The sequence below is a fragment of the Streptomyces candidus genome, from assembly GCF_014207445.1.
Classification (GTDB): Bacteria; Actinomycetota; Actinomycetes; order Streptomycetales; family Streptomycetaceae; genus Streptomyces; species Streptomyces candidus.
In genome coordinates this window covers 103,781-127,663 of the sequence record NZ_JACHEM010000016.1, presented here as the reverse complement: position 1 = coordinate 127,663, position 23,883 = coordinate 103,781, and the positions used below count along the sequence as shown (strand labels likewise).

The window sequence follows — 23,883 nt, the reverse complement described above, 5'->3', positions numbered from 1 at the left end:
CAACCCACCGGCAGCACCAGCAGAGCCAGTGGACCGGAGCCGCAACCCTGAAGGAGTCGGGCAATGGGGAAGAAGTCGAGGGCCCGCACGGGCACGCTTGCGAGCGCCGTGATGCTGACCGTGGCGGCATGCGGCGGAGGGGGCGGTGCCACCGGCGAGACGGCCGCCGCGCCCTCCGACCCCGGTTCGGTGACGGGCGGGATCAAGGTCCTCACGCCGCGCACCGACCTCGTGCAGAACGGGGACATGGAGGCGTACGCGAAGGAGTTCAACAAGCTCTACCCCAAGGTGAAGGTGACGTTCGAGGGCATCACCGACTACGAGGGAGAGGTGAAGATCCGGATGAACACCGATCAGTACGGCGACGTCCTCATGATTCCCGCCGTGGTCGCCAAGAACGACTACCCGAAGTTCTTCGCCCCCTTCGGCCCGACCGCCGAGCTGTCGAAGAAGTACCGCTTCAGCGACAAGACCGATGTCGGCGGAAAGGTCTACGGCACAGCCCAGTTCGGCACGGCCAACGGCTTCGTCTACAACAAGGCCGTCTGGAAGAAGGCGGGCCTCACCGGGTGGCCGAAGACGCCCCAGGAGTTCCTCGCCGCACTGAGGGCCGTCAAGGCGAAGACCGGTGCGATCCCGTACTACACCAACTTCAAGGACGGCTGGCCGCTGGTCCAGTGGACGTCCAACGTCGGTTCGGTGACCTGCGACGCGAAGGCCGCCGACAACCTCGCCGGGGCGGTCTCCCCGTGGAAGGAGGGCGGCGAACTGCACACCGTCGACACCCTCCTGCACGACACCGTGAAGCAGGGCCTCGTGGAGAAGGACCCGACCACCACCAACTGGGAGGCGTCCAAGTCCCGCCTCGCCAAAGGTGAGATCGCCTCGATGATGCTTGGCTCGTGGGCCGTCACCCAGATGCAGAACGCGGCGAAGGAGGCCGGCGGTTCGCCCGCCGACATCGGCTTCATGCCCTTCCCGGTGCAGCGGGGCGGGAAGTTCTGCGCGACCGTGACGTCCGACTACCAGCAGGCGGTCAGTGCCCACTCCGAGAACAAGGCGGCTGCCCGCGCCTGGGTCGACTGGTTCTCGGAGAAGTCCGGCTACTCCGAGAAGGAGGGCGCGGTGCCGGTGGTGAAGGCGGCACCCATGCCCAGCACGCTCAAGGACTTCGTTGACAACGATGTCACGTTCGTGGAGCGCTCCGAGGCGAAGACGGCGCAGGTCAATGACATCGACAACGCCGCCGAGATCGGCCTGAACAAGCCCGATTACCGGCAGAAGCTGGTCGACACGGCGCGGGGCGTCGAGGGCGGCACGCTCCAGGACTACTTCGCGGGCCTGAACAAGAAGTGGGACGAGGCGGCGAGGACGGCGGGCTCCTGAGGGAGGTACGTGGGCCTGCATCGGCGTATCCGGCGCGGGTGCCCACGGCCGGACGCGAGGGCCACCGTGTGCGCGGCGGTGTCGAGGGTCCCGCACGCGGGACGCCCACCGGCCCGGCACGGGCTGGCCACGCCCATGGGCCCGGCACGTCCATCGGCCCGGCATCCCTCCCGCCCCGCCCTCGCTCCCCGCCTCCGCTCCCCGCCCCGTCCAGAACCGCGCTCCCCACCTGTCCTTCCGAGGCCTTCGTTCCCCGTCCCGACCTCCTGACCTCGACCCCGTACCGGCGCCGTCCCGGACCGAACCGGAGCCGGGCCCGGACCCCGAAAGGCCGACATGACTGAGACAACGCACTCCGCCTCCGGGCGCGCCGGGGGAAGCCGGTCGCCGGGGGCGGAGAAGCCGCGGTGGGCCGGGATGTCCCCCGGGGGAGGCCGCCGGGGCGCCGGTGGTTCCGGTGGTTCCGGAGGTGCCGACTCCGGCGCCGGGAGCGGGCGTTCCTGGCACCGGTCGCCGGTCCGGCAGCTGACGCCGTGGCTGTTCCTGGCGATTCCGCTGGCGCGGCTCGTCACGTTCACATACGTCCCCGTGGCGAGCATGGTCTCCTACAGTTTCACCGACTGGGACGGCGTGAGTCCCACCCGCGACGCCACGGGTGTCGACAACTACGTCCAGATCTTCACCCGCCCCGAGCTGTTCCGGGTCTTCTTCGTCAGCGGCTACTACCTCGCCGCCTCGGCCGTCCAGATCGCGGTCGCGCTCTACTTCGCGGCCGTGCTGAGCTTCAACCTCCGCTTCCGGAACTTCTTCAAGGGGATCCTCTTCTTCCCCTATCTCATCAACGGCGTCGCGATCGGTTTCGTCTTCCTGTACTTCTTCCAAGACGGCGGAACGCTGGACTCCGTCCTGTCCTGGGCCGGATTCGGCAGCGACCACGCGTGGCTCGGCGACCCCACCTCCGCCAACGTCTCCCTCGCCGGGGTCTCCATGTGGCGGTTCACCGGGCTGAACTTCGTCCTGTTCCTGGGCGCGATCCAGTCCGTACCGGCGGAGCTGTACGAGGCCGCCGAACTCGACGGGGCGGGCAAGTGGCAGCAGTTCCGCCACCTCATCGCCCCGAGCATCAAGCCGGTCATCAGCCTCAGCGTCATCCTGGCGGTCTCCGGCTCGCTGTCCGTGTTCGAGATTCCGTACATCATGACCGGCGGCGCCACCGGCACGTCGACCTTCGTGATCCAGACCGTCAAGCTCGCCTTCCAGTTCAACAAGACCGGCCTGGCCTCGGCCGCGGCGGTGGTGCTCCTCGCGATCATCCTGCTGATCACCTGGATCCAGCGGCGGCTCGTGCCCGACGACAAGGTGGACCTCGTATGACCACGGACCGCAGGACCGCGGACGCTACGACGACCGGCCCTACGACGACCCGCCCTGGGGCCGCCAGTCCTGGGGCGCCCGGCCCTGGGACAGCCGGCCGTGGGACGACCGAAGGGACGGACCGTGCGACGGGCCGGGCGGCCGGGGCCCCGCACCCCGCACGGAGTGCGGCCGCCGTTCCCGCGCCGGTCCGCCGGCGGCGCGTCCCTGCGACGGGGACCGCGCTGACGTACCTCTCGCTGGTGCTCGCGACGCTGGTGGTCCTGCTGCCCCTGGCCGTCGTGTTCCTCACGTCGCTCAAGACCTCGCAGGAGGTGAGCGGCGGGAGCGCGCTGTCGCTCCCGGGGAACTGGCTGAACCTGTCCAACTACGTCACGGCGTTCACCCGGGGCAAGATGCTCGTGGCCTTCGGGAACACGGCGTTCATCCTCTTCTTCGCCATCGGCGGCACGGTGCTCATCGGCTCGATGACCGCCTACGCCGTCGACCGCTTCGACTTCCGGGGCAAGCGGCTCGTGATGGTCCTCTTCCTCGTCGCGACCCTGGTCCCCGGCGTCACCACCCAGGTGGCGACCTTCCAGGTCATCAACGGTTTCGGCCTGGTGGACACGCGGTGGGCGCCGATCCTGCTCTACATGGGTACCGACATCGTCTCCGTCTACATCTTCCTCCAGTTCATCCGCTCGATCCCCACCTCGCTGGACGAGGCGGCCCGCCTCGACGGAGCGAACGCGTTCACGATCTACCGGAAGATCATCTTCCCGCTGCTGAAGCCCGCGATCGCCACGGTCGTGATCATCAAGGGCATCACGACGTACAACGACTTCTACATCCCGTTCCTCTACCTGCACAGCGAGGAACTGGGCACCATCTCCACCGCGTTGTTCCGCTTCAAGGGGCCCTTCGGCGCGCACTGGGAGGCGATCTCGGCGGGCGCGATCCTCGTCATCGTGCCGACTCTGATCATCTTCCTGCTGCTGCAGCGCTGGATCTACAACGGGTTCGCCCAGGGGGCGACCAAGTAGGCCCGCCGGGCGGCGGAGTGCGTACGGCTCAGGGCGCCGCGTCCGGCGGCGGGCACGTGCTCCCCCGGGGCACGAACCGGGCGTACCCGTCGCGGATGTCCGCGACCTCCTCGCCCTCGATCACCGCGAGCAGTGCCTGTGCGGCGCGCGCTCCGTACGCCGGAATGTCCCGCGTCACCGCCGACAGCATCGGGCGTACGACCTGGGTGAGCGCCGACTCGTCCCAGGCGACGACCGACAGGTCGGCGGGGATGGAGAGTCCCAGCTCCTGGGCGACGGACAGCGCGGCGACCGCCATGATGTCGTTGTCGAAGACAATCGCCGTCGGCCGTTCGGCGGCGATCAGCAGGGCGCGGGTGGCGCGGGCGCCCTGGTCACCGGTGTAGTCGGTGTGGATCACGGTGGCCTCGGGAATGCCGGCCTCCGCGCAGGCGGCGGTCAGTGCGGCGTCGCGGACCCGGGTGTGGGCCAGTTCCGCGGCCCCCGCCACCCGGGCGATCCGGCGGTGGCCGAGCACGGCGAGGTAACGGACGATCTCGTGGACGCTCTCTCCGTCGTACGACCAGACGGCGGGCAGCGGACCGGACACGTCGGGCGGTCCGATGGCCACGGCGGGCAGCCCGAGGGCCGCGATCGCGGGCACGCGCGCGTCGTCGTCGGCCCTGAGGTCGGTCAACAGGACTCCGTCGACCCGCCGTTCGCCCCACCAGCGGCGGCACACCTCGATCTCCTTGTCCTGGGAGTCGACCATCTGAAGCATCAGGGCGTACGACCGCGCGGAGAGCACGCTCTCGACACCGCTGATGAACTCCATGAAGAACGGCTCCACCCCGAGGGTCCGCGGGGGCCTTCGCAGTGTCAGTCCGACCGTCTGCGCCCGGCCCCCGGTCAGGGCGCGGGCTGCGCTGTTGGGGCGCCAGCCCAGCTCCTCGGCGATGGACTTGATCGCGGCACGGGTGGCCGGCGAGACCCCGGGCTGGTCGTTGAGCGCGTACGACACCGCCACCTTGGAGACTCCGGCGCGCTGGGCGATGTCCGTCATGGTCGGCCGCCGCTTCACGCGCCACCCCCCTGGGTCCGTGCTGGTCCGATGTCGTGCCGGTGCGATGCCGACCCGACCTTACCGCCGGGAACCGCGCCCCATGTCGTCCGCCCGGGGCGGCGGCCGGCCGGGGCGGGCGATCCGCTCGTGCGGACGGGGCACGCGGAGGGTCCGGACCCTTGGGGGACCAGGTCCGCGCCCCGTCGTGCAGGCGGCCGTCAAGCCCGCCCCGCGGACTTGTCGGTACGGAGGAACACCGCGGCGACCAGCACTCCGAGGAGGACCAGGGCGGCGTTCACGGCGATGGCGACGGTGACGCCGTGGTGGATCGCGCCGGCGGTGGCGACGCCCGCCGTGGAGGCGGCGACGACCGCGGACATGATCGGGGTGCCCAGGGTGATGCCGACCTGCTGGGACATGGTGGCCAGGCCGGTGGCGAGGCCCTGCTCGTGGTCGGGGAGGCCGGTGGTGGCGGTGACCATGAAGCCGACGATGACGAGCATGTTGCCGATGCCGCCGAGGAACGTGGCGGGCAGCAGCAGGGCCATGGAAGCGGTCGTCGGGCCCAGGAGGAGCAGGACGGCGGTGAAGCCCGCCTGCAGGAGGCCGCCGCCGACGAGTGCGGTCCGGGTGGAGGTGCGGGCGATGACGCGGGACGCGAGGACGCCGCCGACGACCGTGCCCAGCCCCAGGACGACGAAGGAGATCCCGGCGGTGAGGGCGGAGAAGCCGAGGGTCTTCTGCAGGTAGAGGGTGAGCAGGTAGACGAGGGACGTCTCGGTGACGAACGCGATCAGGCCCAGCACGTTGCCCCAGGCGACGGTGCGCTTCCTGAGGACGTGCAGCGGTACGAGGGGCTGGGCGGCCCTGCGCTCGACGAGGTGGAAGACGAAGAGGAGTGCGGCGCCGGCCGGCAGGGCGGCGAGTGCGACGGGGTGGGTCCAGCCGTGCTCCCCGGCCTGGGTGAGGCCGTACACGATGCTCAGCAGGCCGAGGGTGACCAAGAGCGCGCCGGGCAGGTCCAGGCGGGGCCGTCCGGCCGGACGGGACTCCTTGATGACGGCGGGGGCGACGAACAGGACGGCGAGGGCGACGGGCACGTTGACGAAGAACGCCCAGCGCCAGGAGAGCAGGTCGGTGAGCATCCCGCCGAGGACCGCGCCCGCGGTGAACCCCGCGGACATCAGTGCCCCGTTGAGACCGAGGGCCTTCTGCCGGAGTGGGCCTTCGGGGAACGCCGTGGTGAGCAGGGCCAGCCCGGCCGGGGTGGCGGCGGCGGTGGCCAGGCCCTGGGCGACGCGGGCGGTCAGCAGTACTTCCGGGCTGGTGGCGAGACCGCCGACCAGGGAGGACAGGCCGAGGAGTGCCAGGCCGGCGAGGAAGATCCGCCTGCGGCCGATCAGGTCGCCGATGCGGCCGAAGAAGAGGGTGAAGCCCGCGGCGCTGAGCGCGAAGGAGGTGGCGATCCACTGGAGGCCGGACAGGGAGAAGCCGAGGCCGTCGCCGATGGCGGGCAGAGCGACGTTCAGGATCGAGAAGTCGACGGCGAGCATGAACTGGGCGACGAGCAGGACGGCGAGGACGAGTTTGAGTCGGGGGGTGAGGCGTTGCGGTGGGGCATCGCGGGTGGGGGACCCGGACGGGGCGGCCGGGTGAACGTCTGCGGCGGGAGGGGGAGTTGCGGTGCTGGACATGGCGGAGGGGTCCTTTCGGAGACTTAAACGGGTCTGGGGTTCCGTTACGCCGGAAACGTAGCACCGGTCCTCCCGGTAAGGGAACCCCGGTTCCGATTAGAGTGGTCCTGTGCTCGTGTCCTCCGCCGTCCCCCGTCGCCCAAGGAGCCCGCAATGACGGAACCCGCAAAGCCCGCCCGGCCCGGTACGCAGGCCCACCCGGGGACCCCCCGTCCGGGGGATCGGGCCGAGCCCGGCCTTTCCCGGCCGCCTGCCATGCCCACCGGCTCCGGCACGGTCCGGCCCGGTGCCGACCGGCCCGGCACGGTGCAGCCCGGCACCGTCCGTCCCGGCGGCCGCACCGCCCGCGTGCGCGAGACCGTCCTCAGGGCGGCGGAGGACGTCCTGTCCGCGCACGGTTTCGCCGCTCTCGACCTCGCGGAGATCTCCCGCCTCGCGGGCGTCGGCAAGACGACCGTCTACCGCCGATGGGGCACCCCGGGAGCCCTCGCAGCCGACCTGCTCGACGACATGGCCGAGCAGTCCCTCCCGCGGGCCCGGACGGGCAGCGCCGCGACGGACCTCCAGGAGAACGCACGCCTCGTCGTGCAGACCCTCACCGACCCCCGCCAGGGCCGCCTCTTCAAGGCGCTGATCGCCGCCTCGCTCTGCAACGACCAGGCCGCCGAGGCCCTCCACCGCTTCTACGCCGTACGCATCGACGAATGGGCGGGCTGCGTCACCGACGCCGTCGAGCGCGGCGAACTCCCCGCGGGCACTGATCCGCACCGGGTCGTCGCGGCCGTCTCCGCGCCGCTGTACTACGCGTTCCTGAACACCGGCGAGACGCTGGACGAGGCGGCGGCGGACCGCGCGGCGGCTGCGGCGCTGGCCGGGGCGCGGGCGGGGGTGCTGGACCGACGGAGGCGGAACACCCAGCCGGGCGGCGGGGCCGGGTCCGGGGCGGGAGCCTGATCGGGGCCGGGTGTCAGTGGCGGGTGCGAAGGTGTACGGCATGACGCACACGACTGGCTCACGCGCCGCACTCGACTCCGCCGGAAGGGACCCCAAGCAGGACCTGCACCACTACCTCAAGGCCGCAAGGGAGGCTCTGCTGTGGAAGGTTGAGGGAATGTCGGAGTACGACGCGCGCCGACCGCTCACGCCCACCGGCACCAACCTGCTGGGGTTGCTCAAGCACCTGGCAGGCTGTGAGACGGGGTACTTCGGCGACACCTTCGGGAAGCCGTTCGCCGAACCGATGCCGTGGCTGGAGGAGTTCGACGAGGACCCGACCGTGGACATGTGGGCCCGCGCCGACGAGCCCCGCGACTACATCGTCGGCCTGTACCGCAAGGCGTGCGCGCACGCCGACGCCACGATCGAGGCCCTCGACTGGGACTCCGTCGGCCGGGTCCCGCACTGGCCGGCGGAACGCAACGAGGTGACGCTGCACCGCATCCTCATCCACATGCTCGCCGAAACCAACAGGCACGGCGGTCACGCCGACATCGTCCGCGAACTCATCGACGGGGCGACGGGCTTGCAGGAGAGCAACGACAACCTCCCCCCGGGCCTGTCGTGGGAGAAGTACCGCGAGCGGCTGGAAGGGGTGGCGAAGGAGGCGGCGGCGAACGAGGAGTGACCGCGCGGGCCGGGCGGTGCACAGGCCCTGCCTGCGGCCCCGCACCGGTGCGGGGACAGGCCGCCACGGCCGCACGGCTGCGGCGGGCGGGACGACAACACGGGCCGGGCGGCGTGTACGGGACATGGGCCGGGCGCGGGTACGGGACACCGGCCCGTTGCGGGCTGCGGTACGGGTGGCCGGCCCGTCGCGGTGCGACCCGCGTCCGCGCTCACCCCACCCTGATCGCCTCCGCCGGGCACAGCCCCTCCGCCTCCCGGGCCGCGTCGGCATGCGGGGACCGGCGGGGCAGGCGGGTCCGGAGAAGGACGACGAGGCCCTCCTCCTCGTCCTGGTCGAACACCTCGGGGGCGGTCAGCGCGCACATCCCGGAGCCGACGCAGCGGGTTCGGTCGGCGCGTACGTCGAGCTGGGCGGGTACGTCGGACTGGGCAAGGCCGGCGTGTGGGCCGGGCTGGGCGGGTACGTCGGACTGGGCAAGGTCGGCGCGTGGGCCGGGCTGGGCGCCGTCGTGCGTTCCGGCGAGGTCGTCCCTGGCCATCCCGCCTACACCTCGTCCCAGGTCACGGGAAGGCTGTGCACCCCGTAGATGTTCCGGCCCGTGCGCAGGGGGATCCGCTCGGGGTCCGTGGCCAGGCGAAGGTTGGGGAAGCGGGTGACGAGGGCGGGGAGGGCCACCTGCATCTCGACGCGGGCGAGCTGCTGGCCCAGGCACTGGTGGATGCCGTGCCCGAAGCCGAGGTGGCCGGTGGCCCTGCGGGTGAGGTCGAGGGTGTCGGGGTCGGGGAAGCGCAGGGGGTCGCGGTTGGCCGCGTCGATGGACATGACGACGGTTTCGCCCGCCCTGATCACCTTGCCGTCCAGCTCCACGTCCTCCCGCGCCGACTTCATCGTGGTGTGGGCGATGGTGAGGTAACGCATCAGCTCCTCGACGGCCTGAGGCGCGAGAGCCGGATCGTCGCGCAGGGCGGCGCACTCGTCCGGGTTGCTGAGCAGGGCGAACGTCCCCAGGGCGAGCATGTTGGCGGTGGTTTCGAGCCCCGCGCCCAGCAGGAAGCCGCCGACGCCGGTGAGTTCCTCGTCGGTGAGGTCGCTGGTGGTCAGGTCGCCGAGCAGGTCGTCGGTGGGCGCGGCGCGTTTGGCCAGGACGAGGTCGCTCATGTACCCCATGAGTGAGTTCATCGCGTCGGCCTGCGCCTGCTGGTCGGTGACCAGAGTGGTCAACTGCTCGGCCTGCTGCTGGAAGTAGCCCCGGTCGGCGGACGGGACCCCCAGCAGTTCGCAGATCATCAGCGCGGGCAGGGGCTGCGCGAACGCCTCCACCAGGTCCACCGGACCGCCCTTGAACTCCATCGCGTCCAGGCACTCGGTGGTGATCTCCTCGGCGCGTGAGGTGAGCGCCCGCATCCGGCGGACCGTGAACTTGCCCATCAGCAGTTTCCGGAAGCGAGTGTGCTCGGGGGCGTCCATTCCGGTCATGTCCCCGACGGGCGCGGGCGGCAACTGGCCGATGTCCGCGTACGGGTAGTGCAGGAGTTCGTACCGGGAACTGAAGCGGGGGTCCGCGAAGATCGCGCGCACAGTGGCATACCCGGTGGCCAGCCAGCCGACGTGCCCGTCGGGGAACCTCATGCGCACCAGGGGGTCCCGGGCGCGCAGCCGGTCCAGTCCGGCGGCCGGGTCGAAGGGACAGCCGGCGGCGCGCGCTATGGGGAGGGTCACGGGTTGGTTCTGCATGGATCCTCCAGGGGGAGCGGCCGTTGGGTGCGGCCAAGTAGGCAGCGAACAGGGCGAGTTGGTTGTCGAGGAGACACCCCCTCCTGCTCGTGCTGCCAGTGTGACACCACTTTGATGCCGCGACAAGGCCACCTTGGCGCATGAAGGCATCATGTGGTCCGGAGGAGGTCGGCTGACCGTCTTCGTACGCCGGTCCGGTGCAGCCGCGGCACGGGGGATACGCAGGGCGAACCCGCGACAGGGCCACGCGTGCGGGCGGCTTGAGTACGATGCTCCGATGTCCGTACGGGGATGCGAATGCCGGGACCGAGCGGGACACCACAGCAGCAGCGCAACGGCAGAGCAGCAGAAAGGCACCGGTATGACAGACGGCACGGACGGTGCGAGCGGCACGGGCGGTACGGACAGTGCGCGCGTCACGGGCGGTACGGGCGGCGCGGACGCGACGGACGCCGCGGACACCGCGGAAGGGGCGCGGGCCCGGGAACGCAGGCGAGGGCAAGGGGAGTTGGAGGGTCAGGTGCTCGCCGTGCTCGGGACGGCGGCCGGGCCGGTGACCGCCGCATGGGTGCAGGAACGCCTCGGCGGGGGCCTCGCGTACACCACCGTCATCACGATCCTGAGCCGGCTGTACGACAAGGGAGCCGTCACCCGCTCCCGCGCCGGACGGTCCTTCGAGTGGACGCCGGTCGCGGACGGGGCCGGACTGGTCGCCCTGCGGATGCGCAAACTGCTCGACCGGGAGGACGACCGGGACGCCGTACTGTCCAGCTTCGTGTCGGGGCTGTCGACGCAGGACGAACGGCTGCTCCGTTCCCTGCTCGCCGAAAGCGGTGGCGACGGCGGGAGCGGCGGCGGGGGCGAAGCCGAGGGGCGTGGCGGTCCAGAGGGTCGGGGGCGCTGAGCCGGTGGGGGTCTTCGTCTATCTGCCGCTCGTGCTGCCGCTCACCGCGCTGCCCGTGGCCCGGCTCGCCGAGCAGCACCTGCATCCGCGTACCGCCGCCCGTCTGCTCACCGCCGTGGCCGCGATCCTCGCCGTGTGCAGCACCGTGTGTCTCGCTCTGCTCGTGGTCGTCGGAACGGCCCAGCTGCCCGGCAACCCGCTGCCCGACAGCTGGTCGGACCCGGAGGTGCGGGCGGCCGTACCGTACGACGAGGTCACCGGGAAGGTGTCCATCGGAGCGCTCGCGGCCGTCCTGACGGCCTGGGCGGGCGTGCTGCTCCGGCACCGCCGCTACCGGGCGAAGGCGCACCGGGCACTGTCGGGTCTCGGGACGGATTCGGAGGTCGCGGTCCTCCGGGACGACGAGCCGTACGCGTACGCACTGCCCAGCGCGCCCCGCGGGGGCGCACTGTCCGGCGCACCCCGCCGCCCCGGCCGGATCCTGGTGTCCACAGGCATGCTCGCCGCCCTCACCGACGCCGAGCGACACGCCCTGCTCGCCCACGAACGCGCCCACCTCGTCGCCCGCCACCACCGGCTGCTGCTCGCCGTACAGCTGGCCGGCTGTGCGAACCCGCTGCTGCGGCCGTTGCGCGAGGCCGTCACGTACTGCACCGAACGCTGGGCCGACGAAGAGGCCGCGGCGGCGACCGGGGACCGGCGGACGACCGCCCGAGCCGTGGCCAAGGCCGCCCTCGTCACACCGCGTCCAAGCTCGCGCGCCCGCCCCGGCCGCACCGCCTTCCCGGGCCTTCCCGCGTTCGCCGCGACAGGACCGGTGCCGCGCCGGGTGGCGGCCCTCCTCGGCCCCCTCCCGCCCGCCAACGGGTGGCCTCCCGCGCTCACCGGCGCGGGCATCGCCACCGCCACCCTCGTCGCTGCCGCCGGAACCGCCGCCTCCACCTTCTCGGCGCTCAACGCGTCCGTCGCACTCTTCTGCGTACTGGAGGCGGCGAGCCTGGGATGAGGCCCCGCGGAGGGCCGCGGCGGGTTGGCACCTCGGCGGCAGGGTCCGGCTCTCGGTGCGCGCTTCGGAAGCGGATCCGGCCGGATCGCCTCCCCCGCGGCACCGGCCCTACCGGATCGCCTCTACCGGCGGGGCTTTCCGCGCTTCGCGCCGCCCTTGCCGCTGTTCTTGGCAGTGGCCTTGCCGCCGCCCTTGCCGCCGCCGGAAGCACCGCGCGCTTGCTTGCCGCCCCTGGCGCCCGCTGCCGACTTCCCGGCCGAGGACTTCTTCGCACCGCCCCCGCCGTCGGAACCCCTGCCGTCGGAACCCCTGCCCTTCGCCGCGCCCTTCGATCCGGCGGAGGCGGCGGGCAGGGACGGGCCCCTGGTGCTGTTGACCGTACGGCCCCGCACGATCCCGATGAAGTGCTCCACCAGCTCCGGCGGCTCGCCCGACCCGCTCTGCGGCCACGACAGCGCGACGCGCGACTCGGGGGTGCCGGTCACCGTGCGGTACGTGAGGTCCTTGCGATGGTGCAGACGGGCCAGCGACTGCGGTACGACGAGTACGCCGACGCCCGCCGCCACCAGCTCGATCGCGTCCGCGGTGGTCTCGGGCCGCTCGTTCGCGGCCACGCCCGGCGGCCGCTCCCAGTCGAGGGTGTCGTCCAGCGGATGGAGGACCAGCTCGTCGGCGAGGTCGTCCGCCGTGATCTCCTCGACGGCCGCGATGACGTGGTCCTTGGGGATCACGACGACGGTGGTCTCCGTGTACAGCGGGATCGCGCTGAGGTCCGTACGGTCGACCGGCAACCGTACGAAACCGGCGTCGGCGCCGCCCCCGCGCAGTACCCCGAACGCTTCCGCGGGGGTCACCGGGACCAGGGTCAGCGGGACGTCCGGCAGCCGCTCCTTCCAGATCCGCACCCACTTCGTGGGAGTCACGCCGGGGACGTACGCCAGCCGGAACGAAGGGCCGGCCGGGGAGGTGCCGGCGGCGGCGTCCGGGGAGGCGGGGGCGGTGGGGGAGGAGGGTGCTTCCGAGCCTGTCACGTGGCCAGATTACCGGCCGAGGGCGTGGCGACGACCGGCGGAGGGCCCTGCGGAGCCACGGCGGAGCGATGGCGGAGGGCGGGTCGGCGCACCGGGCGGCGGCAGCCCGGGTGGTAAGCGGTAGCGCACATGCTCGATACCCTTGACGGCATGACGTCGCACCAGAGCACCCAGACCATGAAGCCCGCCACCGCGGCGAAGAAGCTGGGTGTGTACCTCGAGGCCACCCCCGCAGAGTTCCAGGAGGGTGTCGTCTCGCGCACCGAGCTGCACGCGCTCCAGACCGACCCGCCCCAGTGGCTCCAGGACCTGCGCGCGAACGGCCCGCACCCCCGCCCGGTCGTGGCGAACAAGCTCGGCGTCTCCATCTCCGGCCTCGCCCGCGGCGGTGTCACCGAGCCGCTGACCACCGAGCAGATCGACGCGCTCAAGGACGAGAACCCGGAGTGGCTGCAGAAGGAGCGCGCCGTTCAGGCCGAGGTCCGCAAGGAAACGGTCCGCATCAAGGAGAAGAACGCGGAGAAGAACGCCGAGTAGAACGCCGGTCCCGCCTTGCCGGGGCCGGTTCCGTGCCTCCTCCGCACGTACGAAGGCGCCCCCGAGTCCGCTCGGCGGCGCCTTTCGCATGCCCGGGGGGGGGGACGCCCTCAGTACGTGACCGTGATCCGCTGCTCGTACCCGTCGACCCGTACCTCGCCGCCGTACGGAATCACCACCTGCGGGTCGGTGTGGCCGAGGTCCACGTCGAGGACGGCGAGCATCTGCGGGGCGTACGCGTCGAGCGCGCGCAGTACCGCCTCACGTTGTCCGGCGGCGTAACTCTCCTTCTCGCCAGGGGAGTTCGGGCGGTCGAAGGACCACGTCTTGGGGCGTCCCATCAGGAGTGCGGAGAACCGGGCGAGGAGGCCGCGCTCACCCATGCTGCGCAGGATGCGGAACACCTTCTCGGCGGCGGGGAGTTCCTCGGAGGTCTCCAGGAAGAGGACGTCCCCCTCGTACGCCGCCGGGTCGCGCTCGATCTCGCGGTCGGCCATCAGCAGCTGGGCAAGCGTCTCCAGGTTCCCGCCCCACGTCCGCCCCTCGGCCACCTTCCGCGGGCCGTGCCAGGTCCAGCCGCCCGCGGGCCGCATCTCGGGCTCGGCGGTGAAGGTGGCGGGGTCCGACCAGTCCTTGTCGGTGTCGCGGAAGCGGTCGGCGGGGCGGATCTCGTACGGACCGTGGGTGAAAAGCGCCGCGCGGATCGAGTCGGCGGTCAGCGGGTGCAGGGCGCCGGGGCGGCCGAGTTCGCACATCACGGACGCGCCGTGGTAGGTGACCATGCCGAGGTTGCGCAGGGCCAGCAGCAGGTTCGTGTTGTCGCTCCAGCCGAAGAAGGGCTTCGGGTTCGCCCGGAGCAACTCCCGGTCCAGCAGCGGAAGTACGGTGATCTGGTCGTCGCCGCCGATGCTCGCCATCACCGCCTTCACCGTCGGATCGGCGAACGCCGCGTGCAGGTCGTCGGCCCGCTCCTGCGGCGTGGCGCCCATCTTCCGGGTCGCCGGATACTCCACCGGTTCCAGCCCGTACTCCTTGCGCAGCCGGTCGAGCCCGAGCTCGTACGGCAGCGGAAGGACCCCGGGGAGCCCGGAGGAGGGCGAGACGATCGCCAGACGGTCCCCGGGAGCGGGCTTGGGCGGGTACACGGGCAGTGCGGAGGGCGTCATGTGCCGAGGATATGAGGGGGGTCGGCGAGCGTCGACGGGTATTCTCCGCAGTCGGACACCGGGGTACGGAGTGCTCGGTACGGGGTGCTCGGTACGGGGTACTTGGCACCGGGTGCTGGGAGCGGGGACGGCGTGGGGGAAACAGGCATGGAGCAGCGACGCGAGGGGCACGCGTCCACGCACGTACGGAGCGGGGGCAACGTACGGGACGCGGGGCAGGTACGGGGCGGGTACGCAGTGCGGGACGGGCACCCGGAACGGGACGGGCACCTCGTACGGGACGGACCGGGAAGGCGTATCGACGGGCCGCAACGGCCTGTCGGCCCGCATGCCGCGCCCGGTGTGCCGGGCCGGCGCACCGCGGAGGACCTCTGGAACTCCTGGCGGACCGGGGCCAGGTGGGCCCTGCGGTCCGGCCGTGGCGGGATTCTCGCGATCACCCTCCTCTGCTTCGCGCTGGGACTCGCGGTAGCGCTCCAGCAGTACGAACGGCTCAGGCTCGGCGGATTCGACTTCGGCCTCTTCGACCAGGCCATCCGCGCCTACGCCCGCTTCGAACTCCCGCGCTCGACCATCAAGAACGTGCACCACGAATACCCCCCGGAATTCTCTCTGCTGGGGGACCACTTCTCGCCGATCCTCGTGCTCCTCGCACCCCTGTACTGGCTGTGGAACGACCCGCGGGTCCTGCTGGTGGCCCAGGCCCTCCTCTTCGCCCTGGGTGTTCCGCTGGTGGCCCGGCTGGCCCGCGCGGAAATGGGCAGGCTGCTCCCGCCGAGGGTGGCGCGCAACTGCGTACGGGCCGCCTGCCTCGTGTACGCGCTCGGCGCCCCGCTGCTCTTCGCCGGCCGCGCCGGATTCCACGAAGTGGCCTTCGCGGTGCCGCTGTTGCTCCTCCTCTTCGAGCGGGCCGGGCGACGGCAGTACGGGCACGCCCTGTGGGCGGGTGCACTGCTCTGCCTCACCAAGGAGGACCTGGGGCTCGTCGTCGCCGCCTTCGGCGCGGTCCTGGCCGTACGCTCCCGCCGAGGCGGGAAGGGGAGCGGGGACGGTGCGGGGTTCCGTTGCGGGCTGGTGCTGCTGGGCGCCGGGTTCCTCGCCTCACTGCTGGCGATCTCCGTCGCCGTCCCCGCGATGGGCGGCAGCCCCGGCTTCTACTGGCAGTACGGGCGGCTGGGCTCCGGCCCGTCGGAAGCCCTGGCCTTCGTCGTGCTGCAACCGCTGGACACGCTGGGCACAGCCCTCACCCCCGTGACCAAATCCCTTCTCCTGCTCTGGACGTTCGGCAGTCTGCTGTTCCTCCCCCTGGGCTCGCCCCTGACCCTCTGCGCGCTCCCTCTTCTCGCCGAGCGTCTCTTCTCGGACAACGAGAACCACTGGCAGGCGGTCAACCACTACGGTGCGTTCCTCTGGCCCGTACTCGTGGCGGCCTCCCTGGAAACCGCCGGGAAGATCCTGCGCCGGGCGCAGGAGCAGCGCTGGGACGTCGGCCGTTCCGCTCGGCCGGCCGGCCGGGCGGCCACCGCGGCGACGGCAGTGGCGGTGCTGGCCGGGTTCCTGGTCTCCGGCGCGGGCGACCTCGCCGACCCACGCAGTTGGAAGCCGGACGAACCCGCGCGAGCCATGCTGAAAGCGGCCGCACTCGTACCGGGCGGGGCGACGGTGGAGGCGGACAACTACATAGCGCCCCGACTGACCGCCCGTACGAAAGTGATGCTCCTCGACCGTGTTCCCCGCAACGCGGACTGGGTGATCGTCAGCACCGGGAAACGCGTCTTCCCCTTCGCCGACGTCCAGCAACAACGCGATCGCGTCGCCCTGTTGGAGGACAACGGCTACCGCACGGTCTACCAGGAACACGGCGTCCACCTCCTGGAGAAACCCACCCCGGACACCTCGGTCCCCGGCAGCCGCCTCCCGGGCCCCGGCAGCACACCCGTCAACGACGAGGTACCCAGGGGCGTCGGCCGCCGGCTCTTCGGCTGACGCAGCCCCGCACCCGGTCGGTAGGTAAGCGCTGTGCCACCCTGTCCCGGGGGCCGGAGCGGCCGGGAAGCGGGGGAAGACATGCCCAGGAGCCGACGCACAGTGAGGCGCGACGCCCGCAAGCCGTCGTGTCCCGACGGTCCCCGACGTCTCGACAGCCACGGGCCCCTCGGCCGCCCCGGGGTGCCGTGTACCCGCGACGATGCCCTCGTGGCCGGTGGGGCGTGCGTGCTGAACCTTCTCAGTTACGTGTTCTTCAAGGACGCCGACGGCCCGCACGACGTCAGCGCGGCCGGGCTCCTCCTCGTCGCGCTGGCCGCCGTGCCGCTCCTCGTCCGGCGCCGACACCCGGTGCCGGCGCTCGCCGCCGTGCTGGCACTCGACGTGACGGCCTCCGTGGTCGTTCCGCTGCCCAGCCATTTCGGCGCGGTTCTGGTGGTCGCCCTGTACGCGGTCGTGCGGGCCTGTACGGGCCGGGTGAGCGCGGTCGCGGCCGGGGGCACGGCGTCGCTGATGCTGCTGAGCCAGCACTACGGCCGGATTCCGCCCTGGCAGCAAGCCGTTTCCCCCTTCCTCACCGCCTTGATCGTCGCCGGTGCCGCCCTGGTGGTGAACCGCTGGCAACGGGAAGCGGCGGCCAACCGCAGACTCCTCGCCGAGCGTGCCGTGTCCGACGAACGCCGCCGCATCGCACGGGAACTGCACGACATCGTGGCCCACCACATCACCACCATGCAGTTGATGGCCGGCGGGGCCCGCGCCAACCTCGCCCGCCCGGAAGTGGCCCGCGAAGCCCTGGTCACCCTGGAGTCCTCCGGACGGCTGGCACTGAGCGACATGCGCCAACTCCTCGACGTGCTGAGGGCCGACGACGAGCCGGAGACCCTGCCCGCGCTGCCCCAGCCCGGCGCCGACGACCTCGACCGCCTGGTGGCCGAGTCGTGCCGGGCGGGGCTGCCGACCGGGTTCACCGTGCGGGGGCAGCGCCGTCCGCTGCCGCCGACCGTCGGGCTCACGGTCTTCCGCATCGCCCAGGAGGCCCTCACCAACACCCGCAAGCACGCGGGAGCCGCACGAGCGACCGTACATCTGACGTACGGTCAGGAAATGGTCACCGTCGAGGTACGGGACGACGGCAGGATGGTACCGCCGCAGGAGTGGTCGTCGTCGGCACCCCGGGCGGGCCACGGTCTCCTCGGCATGCGCGAACGCGTCGCCCTGCACGGCGGCACCCTGACGACCGGTCCGCAGGCCGACGGCGGGTTCGCGGTGGTCGCCGCCCTCCCGCTGGGCGGCCCCGACCCTGCGGGCCCCGGCCCCGTCCCCAGCACCGGCAGTGACACCGGCACAGGCCCCGTTGCCGGCCGCCGGACCGACCCGACGCCCCGCACTGCTACCGCCGCCACCACCGCAACAGCCGTACCGCACGAGGGAGCACACCCATGACCGCGATCGGGGCCCGTCCGCCAGGGGCGGGGACCGGGACCCGCCCGACAGGGGCCGGGGTCCAGGCCGGACCGGACCCAGCGGTGACACCTCCGCCACACCCGTCGTCCCCGCGGAGGATCAGGGTGCTGATCGTCGACGACCAGCCCCTCGTCCGCCGCGGTCTGTCGCTGATCCTCTCCCCCGACCCCGCCGTCGAGGTCGTGGGTGAGGCAGAGAACGGCGCGCAGGCCGTCACCCTCGCCCGCCAACTCGCCCCGGACGTCGCGGTGATGGACATCCGCATGCCGGTACTCGACGGAGTGGACGCCACCAGGGAACTCGCCACCGCCGCGCCCGACTGCCGGGTCCTGGCCCTCAGCACCTTCGACCTGGACGAGTACGTCGTGGGTGCGCTGCGTGCCGGGGCGTACGGATTCCTCCCCAAGGACAGTTCCCCGGAGGACCTGAGCGCCGCCATCCGTACCGTCCACACCGGCGAGGCCGCCGTGGCGCCTCGCCTGCTCACCCGGCTGATCGCCGCCTACGTACGCACCCCGGTCGGCGCCCGGCCCGGCCCCGAGGCCCCGGCCCGTCAACTCACCCCCCGGGAGGTCGAGGTGTGGCGCCTGATGGCCACCGGCCTCGACAACACCGAAATCTCCCGCACCATGGACCTCAGCCTCTCCACGGTCAAGAACTACATCACCAGCATCTTCGGCAAACTCGCCGTCCGCGACCGCGCCCAAGCTGTCATCGCCGCCTACGAATCGGGTCTCGTCACGGCCCGTGCGGCAGAGGAGACAGGCGCGCGAGCCGGGAATCACCCAGGACCAAGGGCCTGACGCACTGACGGGGTGATCGGTGGACGGAAGGTGAGCGCCGAGGCCTGATTGGCCGTCCCCGATCGAGGTACCCGGCCCCCCCGGCCGCACGCCTGCCGCCTGCGGAGCAACAGCCCCCGTACGTCCCACCCCTCTACCTCTCCTTTCGAAACCGCTGTCGGAGAACGGAGTTGTGCAGTGTCGGCCAATCTCGCAGGATTTCTCGGCGTGGTCCTGATCGCCTACGTGATACCCGGTCCGGACTTCCTGGTCGTCGTACGGGCCGCGGCTCAGCGTCCCGCGCTGGGCCGTGCGGCGGCACTCGGCGCGCAGAGCGGTCTGTGCGTCCACGTGCTGGCCGCGGCACTCGGCCTGTCGGTACTGGCCGCTCAGTCCGCCGCCGTCTTCACCACCATCAAAGTCGCGGGCGCGGCGTACCTGGTGTACCTGGGGGTACGGGCCCTGCTGGCCGCCCGCTCCGGGAGCGCTCCCGCACCGGAAAGGACAGGTGCCGCCCCCGACGGATCCGGTGCCGCGCCCGCTCCCGCCGCATTCGGCCGCCGCGCCGCCTTCACCGAGGGTTTCCTCACCAATGTTCTGAACCCCAAGGCCGCCCTCTTCTTCCTCAGCGTCCTTCCCCAGTTCATCGAGCACGGCGGCCCGTCCACCACGAGCCAGATCTTCCTCCTGGGCGCTCTCGACGTCGCCGTCGGCGTCGTCTACTGGGCGGGTCTCGTCCCCGTCGCAGCGAAGCTCCGCGCCCTTCTCGACCGGCCCTCCGTGCGACGCCGCTGGGAGCGCATCACCGGCTGCCTCTTCATCGGGATCGGCGTAGGGGTCGCCGTCGCCGACTGAGCGCGGACCGCCCCGACCTGCGACCGTACCGAGTTATCCCGCCCTGCCCGGGTACCGTCCCAGAATGACCACTTACCTCGTCGCACTCCCCGGTACCCTGCTCGGCGAGCTCACCCCCGCCGCGCGCACGGAACTCCTTCGCGAACTCAGCCCCGCCGACCCCCGGCACACCGCCCTCGGTGAGCACGAGGACCTCGACCGGTTCACGCTCGACGAGGAGAACTCCACGTTCGTCATCCGTCTCGAAGTACAGGCGGCGACCAGCGGCGAGGCCGAGACGGAAGCCCGCCGCATCGGCACCGCGGCACTGGCCTCCGCCGGGCTCGACGAGAACAGCGCACCGATGGGCCCCGCCGCGATCTCCGGCATCGACACGGAATGACCGCCCGGCGGGGGAGCGGTACCGATGTTCCCGTGATCCCGCTGCCGATTGTTCCGGGCCCGGCCCGCTGCGCTCCGGCCGATGGGCTCGTAGGGTGCCGCCCATGGATTCTCTCTCCGTGGTCTTCTACCGGTTCATGAACCTCGGCCACCCGAAAAGCCCGGTGCGGGCGACGCTCGAAGCGGCGCTGACCGCGGCGGGAGGGCGCGCGGTCAGGTCGTTCCAGACAAACGGGACGGTACTGTTCGCCGCCGACGACCCCGAGGGTGTCGTCGCCGCGGCGGGCAGACAGCTCGAAGCGGAGGCGGGCTACACCGAGGTCGCCATGGTCCGCAGTCTCGACTCCCTGGTCGAGGTCCTCGACGGCAAACCGTTCCAGGGCCATGTGGACGGTCGTACGTACCGCGAGACCTTCACCTTCTTCGACGGCGGCCGGCCCGTCGAGCACTCCCTGCCCTGGACGAACAAGAAGGGTGACGTCGACCTGGTGGCCCTGTACGAGGGCCTCGCACTGTGCGTGGTTCGCGGGGACGCGTCGAGGAGCGGCAACCCCAACGCGGAGATCGAGCGACTGACCGGGGTCCCCGCCACCACACGGACCTCCGGCACCATCGAGCGCCTCGTGAAGGCGGCGGGCCGCGGCTGAAGTACCGTGCGGCAGGTGCGGCAGGTGCGGCAGGTGCGGCAGGTGCGGCAGGTGCGGCAGGTGCGGCAGGTGCGGCAGGTGCGGCAGGTGCGGCAGGTGCGGCAGGTACGGCAGGTACGGCCGAAGGGCGCCGGGACCGTCGACGGCCGGGCCCGAGGAACACCTCCGCAAAACACACGCGGCCGGGTAGGAATGCGCGCCCGTACAGCGGGCAGAAGGACCACGACCCGAGCTTGGCAGGCACCCCCCAGCCCGCCGGGCACCCGGAGGCCCCGCAGCCCACCCCCCGGCTGCGGGGTCTCCGTACATCCGGACCCCTGTCAGCCCTGCCATCCCCGCTCGCTCAGCGCCTTCTCGACGCGTGCACGGTGTGCGGCCTCCCAGTCGTCGAGGGACTGGGAGGCCTCCTTCGCGAACTGGGCCCGCGCGTCGGCGAGTACATCCTGCCGCCGGGCCGCCGGGACGACCACCACGCCCTCCTCGTCCGCCACGACCACGTCACCCGAGTGCACGGTCACCCCGCCGCACCGCACCGGCTCGTTGTGCGGTGCCACGGCCGCCTTGGTGCCCGGGATCGGGATGACACCACGGGCGACCACGGGGAACCCCATGTCGCGGATCTCCGCCAGGTCCCGGACTGCCCCGTCGATGACGAAGGCCGCGATGCCCCGCCGCTGGGCGACGGCGCACACGTTGCCGCCGGCGAGGGCGAAGTCCACGTCCCCGGCCTCGGCCACGACGACGGAGCCGGGCGCGGCCCGGTAGATGGCCGCGTGCAGCATGAGGTTGTCCCCGGCGGGGCACCGCACCGTGAACGCCGGCCCGGCGACGCGCGGCATGCCGTTCCACAGCGGGCGGACGCCCATGTCCATGACCTGCTCGTGCCCGAGGAGCTCGGCGAGGGTGGTGGTGGGTATCTCGGAGAAGTCGTGGGGGCCGTGGGCGGGAGCCGGGGCAGGGGCGGCGTGCATGTCGTTCCTCGTCTTCCTCGTGGTGCTGCTTCTTGACGCTGCATCGTGGCTCTGCATCGGGGTGCTGCAACGTGGTGCTGCTTCGGGGCGAACCGGGTTGAGCGAGCGCGTAGTCGATGGGGAGCGTAGTCAGCGTCCCACGCCGGGCGGAGGCGGGCCGGAGCCGGATGTGCGGCGGGCTGCGGGGGGCCGGGGCGAGAATGACCCCATGAATGCGGGCGAACAAGAGAAATATGGCAAGCCAGAGATATATGGCATACGAGAGGTCATGCGGGCGGTGCTGGCGACAGCCGCGCTGACGACGGCCGTGCTCGGCGTGTCCGCATGCCAACAGCCCGAGCGGCCCTCACCCCCCACGAAGTCGCAGACGCCCGCCCCCACCGCTGCCCCTTCCCGCTCCGGGGTGCGGGTGCTCGACGTCCGGTACGAGGAGCCGTCGCCCGCCGACCGGCGCGACGCCGCGTTCCTGCGCGGGCGGAAGACGGTGGAGGGCGCCGCCGCGGACCTCGCCGAGTTCCTCGGGTGGGGAGGCCGAGAGCCGTTGGCGCTCGTCGTCAAGTCCTGTGGCGGACAGGGCTCTTCGTACGATCCGGAAGCCCGGCGTATCGACATCTGCTACGAGGAGGTCACCGAGACCCGCGCACTCCTGCGGGAGGGAGGCCGCCGCGGGGCGACCGACGACGCCGTGCATGCCGTACAACTCGAAACGCTCCTCCACGAGTCCGCCCACGCACTCATCGACGTCCTGGGGCTGAACCTGCCCGGCAACGAGGAGGACGCCGCGGACCAGTTCGCGGCGCTGATGCTGCTGCGCGGGGGCGCGCCGGGCGCACACCAACTGCGCGCGGCGGCCGACGCCTGGCGTACTTCCGCCGCGATGTACGAGGACGCCCCGGGCGACGAGCACGCCACCGACGGGCAGCGTGCCGACGCCCACCTCTGTTACGCGTACGGGGCCGCAGCCGGACGCGACCGTGGGCGGGCGGACACGCGGTCCCTCCCCGCCGCACGGGCCGCCGGGTGTGCGGAGGAATGGGACACGGTGCGCGAGCGGTGGACCAGCGCACTCCGGACGGCAGGCGCTCTCACCTGACCCCGTGCCGCCTCGCATCCGCGCCGACGGCACCGCCGTGGCCGATCGACAACGTGGGTCCGCCGCCCGTGCCGACGCCCCGATAGGCTGCGCTCGGGCCCGCGCCGGGCAGCACTTTTCTCCGTGGAGGTCGAGACCGTATGAGAGATACGAGCCGGACCCACCGTCCCGGCACCGGCACCGGCACCGACGCCGACGACGCCTCCGCCTCTGCCTACGCGGCCGAAGACCCCGCCTCCGCCTACGCGGCCTACGACCCCGCCTCCGCGGTCCCGGAACTCGCCTCCGCAGTCCCGGGACTCGCCGAACTCGCCCCAATCGTCCGCGACTTCACACTCGCGTGCGACGGCGAGATCCTCAGCTGTACTGAGGCTGCCCCCCGCTTCGGCTCCCCGGCCGACGCCCGGCCGGACGTGCCTGCCCCGAATCCCACTGCCCTCGTGCTGCACGGGGCCGGCAACGGCGACAAGCAGAGCCCCGGCGTCCTCGCCGCCCACCTGGCCGCCCGCGGCCACCGGGCTCTCGCCTTCGACTTCTCCGGCCACGGCGCGAGCACGGGCAAGCTCGGCGAACTCAGCCTGCGCCGCCGCTTCGAGCAGGCCCGCGCGGTCGTGGACCGGCGCGTTCCCGCCGACTCCCCACTCCTCCTCGTCGGCTACAGCATGAGCGGTCAGACCGTCGCAGACCTGGCGACGCACTACGGCCCGCGCGTCGCCGCCGTCGGACTCGGCGCACCGGCCGTGTACGCGGCCGAAGCATGGCCGGTGGCGTTCGACGCGGGCTTCACGGGGATCATTCGTACGCCGGACAGTTGGCGGAAGTCCCCCGCTCTGGGCGCTTTCCGGGCGCTACCCGTCGGCGTCCGCGCCGTACTCGCCACCCCGGCGGTGGACGCCGTGATCCCACCGGCCGTTACCGAAGCCGTCGACGAGGCGCTGAGCGGCTCCCGGGCGCACTACACGCGGATCGTCCTCCCTGACGCCGACCACCGGTTGAGCCTGCGGTTCGCGTCCGACGCCGACGCGCGGAACGATTTCCTGAACGCGCTGCTCGGGCAGGGCCGGGCCGCGGAGGCCTGGGGTCATCGGCGGGCGCATTCGCGGGACCTCGTACACGACATCTCGTACATCGCACCTCGTACATGAAATCTCCTGCGTGAAGTCTCATGCAGGAGA

General features: G+C 72.0%; 23 protein-coding genes. 16 read left to right on the top strand and 7 right to left on the bottom strand.

Going from position 1 to position 23,883, the window contains the following annotated elements:
• Positions 1-63 precede the first annotated feature (63 nt).
• From HNQ79_RS27210 to HNQ79_RS27200, 3 genes are all read left to right on the top strand, one after another.
• The gene (locus HNQ79_RS27210; protein ID WP_185035506.1) at positions 64-1,386 is read left to right on the top strand and encodes an ABC transporter substrate-binding protein; all 1,323 of its coding nucleotides are present in this window, start codon (positions 64-66) and stop codon (positions 1,384-1,386) included.
• A 417-nt stretch (positions 1,387-1,803) separates the two neighbouring features.
• Positions 1,804-2,760, top strand: a complete 957-nt coding sequence (locus HNQ79_RS27205; RefSeq protein WP_185035532.1) for a carbohydrate ABC transporter permease — start codon at positions 1,804-1,806, stop codon at positions 2,758-2,760.
• On the top strand, positions 2,757-3,785 hold the full coding sequence (locus HNQ79_RS27200) for a carbohydrate ABC transporter permease (RefSeq protein ID WP_373312543.1): 1,029 nt from the start codon (positions 2,757-2,759) through the stop codon (positions 3,783-3,785). The genes HNQ79_RS27205 and HNQ79_RS27200 overlap by 4 nt, the downstream gene beginning before the upstream one ends.
• A 28-nt stretch (positions 3,786-3,813) precedes the next feature.
• Here HNQ79_RS27200 and HNQ79_RS27195 read toward each other — a convergent pair whose 3' ends face one another.
• The gene (locus tag HNQ79_RS27195; protein ID WP_185035505.1) at positions 3,814-4,827 is read right to left on the bottom strand and encodes a LacI family DNA-binding transcriptional regulator; all 1,014 of its coding nucleotides are present in this window, start codon (positions 4,825-4,827) and stop codon (positions 3,814-3,816) included.
• A gap of 218 nt (positions 4,828-5,045) precedes the next feature.
• The gene (locus HNQ79_RS27190; protein WP_185035504.1) at positions 5,046-6,521 is read right to left on the bottom strand and encodes an MFS transporter; all 1,476 of its coding nucleotides are present in this window, start codon (positions 6,519-6,521) and stop codon (positions 5,046-5,048) included.
• Positions 6,522-6,776: 255 nt separating this feature from the next.
• Between HNQ79_RS27190 and HNQ79_RS27185 the strand changes: the two genes are divergently transcribed.
• Together HNQ79_RS27185 and HNQ79_RS27180 are read left to right on the top strand one after the other, a co-directional pair.
• Positions 6,777-7,475, top strand: a complete 699-nt coding sequence (locus HNQ79_RS27185; protein ID WP_185035530.1) for a TetR/AcrR family transcriptional regulator — start codon at positions 6,777-6,779, stop codon at positions 7,473-7,475.
• 40 nt (positions 7,476-7,515) lie between these two features.
• On the top strand, positions 7,516-8,145 hold the full coding sequence (locus HNQ79_RS27180) for a DinB family protein (RefSeq protein WP_185035503.1): 630 nt from the start codon (positions 7,516-7,518) through the stop codon (positions 8,143-8,145).
• Positions 8,146-8,356: 211 nt separating this feature from the next.
• Here the strand turns inward: HNQ79_RS27180 and HNQ79_RS34835 are convergent, their stop codons facing one another.
• Both HNQ79_RS34835 and HNQ79_RS27170 read right to left on the bottom strand, forming a co-directional pair.
• On the bottom strand, positions 8,357-8,686 hold the full coding sequence (locus tag HNQ79_RS34835; RefSeq protein ID WP_185035502.1) for a ferredoxin: 330 nt from the start codon (positions 8,684-8,686) through the stop codon (positions 8,357-8,359).
• Between the two features lie 5 nt (positions 8,687-8,691).
• Positions 8,692-9,882 (bottom strand): cytochrome P450, encoded by a 1,191-nt coding sequence (locus tag HNQ79_RS27170; RefSeq protein ID WP_185035501.1) that lies wholly within the window; start codon positions 9,880-9,882, stop codon positions 8,692-8,694.
• A gap of 361 nt (positions 9,883-10,243) precedes the next feature.
• Between HNQ79_RS27170 and HNQ79_RS27165 the strand changes: the two genes are divergently transcribed.
• Positions 10,244-10,786 (top strand): BlaI/MecI/CopY family transcriptional regulator, encoded by a 543-nt coding sequence (locus tag HNQ79_RS27165; protein ID WP_185035500.1) that lies wholly within the window; start codon positions 10,244-10,246, stop codon positions 10,784-10,786.
• A 4-nt stretch (positions 10,787-10,790) separates the two neighbouring features.
• Positions 10,791-11,792, top strand: coding sequence for a M56 family metallopeptidase (locus HNQ79_RS27160; protein WP_185035529.1), 1,002 nt, complete (start codon positions 10,791-10,793; stop codon positions 11,790-11,792).
• Between the two features lie 122 nt (positions 11,793-11,914).
• Here the strand turns inward: HNQ79_RS27160 and HNQ79_RS27155 are convergent, their stop codons facing one another.
• Positions 11,915-12,733: a LysR substrate-binding domain-containing protein gene (locus HNQ79_RS27155; protein WP_221508212.1), complete on the bottom strand. Its 819-nt coding sequence runs from the start codon at positions 12,731-12,733 to the stop codon at positions 11,915-11,917.
• Between the two features lie 240 nt (positions 12,734-12,973).
• Between HNQ79_RS27155 and HNQ79_RS27150 the strand changes: the two genes are divergently transcribed.
• Positions 12,974-13,360: a DUF5997 family protein gene (locus tag HNQ79_RS27150; RefSeq protein ID WP_185035498.1), complete on the top strand. Its 387-nt coding sequence runs from the start codon at positions 12,974-12,976 to the stop codon at positions 13,358-13,360.
• A 110-nt stretch (positions 13,361-13,470) separates the two neighbouring features.
• On the opposite strand, the gene HNQ79_RS27145 is transcribed toward HNQ79_RS27150, so the two are convergent.
• Positions 13,471-14,526, bottom strand: coding sequence for a S66 family peptidase (locus HNQ79_RS27145; RefSeq protein WP_185035497.1), 1,056 nt, complete (start codon positions 14,524-14,526; stop codon positions 13,471-13,473).
• A gap of 147 nt (positions 14,527-14,673) precedes the next feature.
• Here HNQ79_RS27145 and HNQ79_RS27140 point away from each other — a divergent pair, with 147 nt between their 5' ends.
• The 6 genes from HNQ79_RS27140 to HNQ79_RS27115 all read left to right on the top strand — a co-directional run bounded on the left by HNQ79_RS27140 (position 14,674) and on the right by HNQ79_RS27115 (position 20,644).
• Positions 14,674-16,512, top strand: coding sequence for a DUF2079 domain-containing protein (locus tag HNQ79_RS27140; protein ID WP_185035496.1), 1,839 nt, complete (start codon positions 14,674-14,676; stop codon positions 16,510-16,512).
• A 228-nt stretch (positions 16,513-16,740) separates the two neighbouring features.
• Positions 16,741-17,958, top strand: coding sequence for a sensor histidine kinase (locus HNQ79_RS27135; protein WP_229923445.1), 1,218 nt, complete (start codon positions 16,741-16,743; stop codon positions 17,956-17,958).
• Between the two features lie 125 nt (positions 17,959-18,083).
• On the top strand, positions 18,084-18,782 hold the full coding sequence (locus HNQ79_RS27130; protein ID WP_229923444.1) for a response regulator: 699 nt from the start codon (positions 18,084-18,086) through the stop codon (positions 18,780-18,782).
• Positions 18,783-18,959: 177 nt separating this feature from the next.
• Entirely contained in the window at positions 18,960-19,616 is a 657-nt protein-coding gene (locus HNQ79_RS27125) for a LysE family translocator (protein WP_185035494.1), read from the top strand.
• A gap of 64 nt (positions 19,617-19,680) precedes the next feature.
• Entirely contained in the window at positions 19,681-19,998 is a 318-nt protein-coding gene (locus tag HNQ79_RS27120; RefSeq protein WP_185035493.1) for a hypothetical protein, read from the top strand.
• Between the two features lie 103 nt (positions 19,999-20,101).
• Positions 20,102-20,644, top strand: a complete 543-nt coding sequence (locus tag HNQ79_RS27115) for a DUF1697 domain-containing protein (protein ID WP_185035492.1) — start codon at positions 20,102-20,104, stop codon at positions 20,642-20,644.
• A gap of 320 nt (positions 20,645-20,964) precedes the next feature.
• Here HNQ79_RS27115 and HNQ79_RS27110 read toward each other — a convergent pair whose 3' ends face one another.
• Complete coding sequence (locus HNQ79_RS27110; RefSeq protein ID WP_185035491.1) at positions 20,965-21,615, bottom strand: RraA family protein; 651 nt, start codon at positions 21,613-21,615, stop codon at positions 20,965-20,967.
• Between the two features lie 208 nt (positions 21,616-21,823).
• Between HNQ79_RS27110 and HNQ79_RS27105 the strand changes: the two genes are divergently transcribed.
• Entirely contained in the window at positions 21,824-22,708 is an 885-nt protein-coding gene (locus HNQ79_RS27105; protein ID WP_185035490.1) for a DUF4344 domain-containing metallopeptidase, read from the top strand.
• A gap of 140 nt (positions 22,709-22,848) precedes the next feature.
• On the top strand, positions 22,849-23,853 hold the full coding sequence (locus tag HNQ79_RS27100; protein ID WP_185035489.1) for an alpha/beta hydrolase: 1,005 nt from the start codon (positions 22,849-22,851) through the stop codon (positions 23,851-23,853).
• The last annotated feature ends 30 nt before the right edge of the window (positions 23,854-23,883 follow it).

What these genes read in the sequence shown, in the direction of transcription:
- HNQ79_RS27210 (WP_185035506.1), top strand. Translation starts at nt 64, where the DNA reads ATGGGGAAGAAGTCGAGGGCCCGCACGGGCACGCTTGCGAGCGCCGTG.
- HNQ79_RS27205 (WP_185035532.1), top strand. Translation starts at nt 1,804, where the DNA reads ATGTCCCCCGGGGGAGGCCGCCGGGGCGCCGGTGGTTCCGGTGGTTCC.
- HNQ79_RS27200 (WP_373312543.1), top strand. Translation starts at nt 2,757, where the DNA reads ATGACCACGGACCGCAGGACCGCGGACGCTACGACGACCGGCCCTACG.
- HNQ79_RS27195 (WP_185035505.1), bottom strand. Translation starts at nt 4,827, where the DNA reads ATGACGGACATCGCCCAGCGCGCCGGAGTCTCCAAGGTGGCGGTGTCG.
- HNQ79_RS27190 (WP_185035504.1), bottom strand. Translation starts at nt 6,521, where the DNA reads ATGTCCAGCACCGCAACTCCCCCTCCCGCCGCAGACGTTCACCCGGCC.
- HNQ79_RS27185 (WP_185035530.1), top strand. Translation starts at nt 6,777, where the DNA reads ATGCCCACCGGCTCCGGCACGGTCCGGCCCGGTGCCGACCGGCCCGGC.
- HNQ79_RS27180 (WP_185035503.1), top strand. Translation starts at nt 7,516, where the DNA reads ATGACGCACACGACTGGCTCACGCGCCGCACTCGACTCCGCCGGAAGG.
- HNQ79_RS34835 (WP_185035502.1), bottom strand. Translation starts at nt 8,686, where the DNA reads ATGGCCAGGGACGACCTCGCCGGAACGCACGACGGCGCCCAGCCCGGC.
- HNQ79_RS27170 (WP_185035501.1), bottom strand. Translation starts at nt 9,882, where the DNA reads ATGCAGAACCAACCCGTGACCCTCCCCATAGCGCGCGCCGCCGGCTGT.
- HNQ79_RS27165 (WP_185035500.1), top strand. Translation starts at nt 10,244, where the DNA reads ATGACAGACGGCACGGACGGTGCGAGCGGCACGGGCGGTACGGACAGT.
- HNQ79_RS27150 (WP_185035498.1), top strand. Translation starts at nt 12,974, where the DNA reads ATGACGTCGCACCAGAGCACCCAGACCATGAAGCCCGCCACCGCGGCG.
- HNQ79_RS27145 (WP_185035497.1), bottom strand. Translation starts at nt 14,526, where the DNA reads ATGACGCCCTCCGCACTGCCCGTGTACCCGCCCAAGCCCGCTCCCGGG.
- HNQ79_RS27140 (WP_185035496.1), top strand. Translation starts at nt 14,674, where the DNA reads ATGGAGCAGCGACGCGAGGGGCACGCGTCCACGCACGTACGGAGCGGG.
- HNQ79_RS27120 (WP_185035493.1), top strand. Translation starts at nt 19,681, where the DNA reads ATGACCACTTACCTCGTCGCACTCCCCGGTACCCTGCTCGGCGAGCTC.
- HNQ79_RS27115 (WP_185035492.1), top strand. Translation starts at nt 20,102, where the DNA reads ATGGATTCTCTCTCCGTGGTCTTCTACCGGTTCATGAACCTCGGCCAC.
- HNQ79_RS27110 (WP_185035491.1), bottom strand. Translation starts at nt 21,615, where the DNA reads ATGCACGCCGCCCCTGCCCCGGCTCCCGCCCACGGCCCCCACGACTTC.
- HNQ79_RS27105 (WP_185035490.1), top strand. Translation starts at nt 21,824, where the DNA reads ATGAATGCGGGCGAACAAGAGAAATATGGCAAGCCAGAGATATATGGC.
- HNQ79_RS27100 (WP_185035489.1), top strand. Translation starts at nt 22,849, where the DNA reads ATGAGAGATACGAGCCGGACCCACCGTCCCGGCACCGGCACCGGCACC.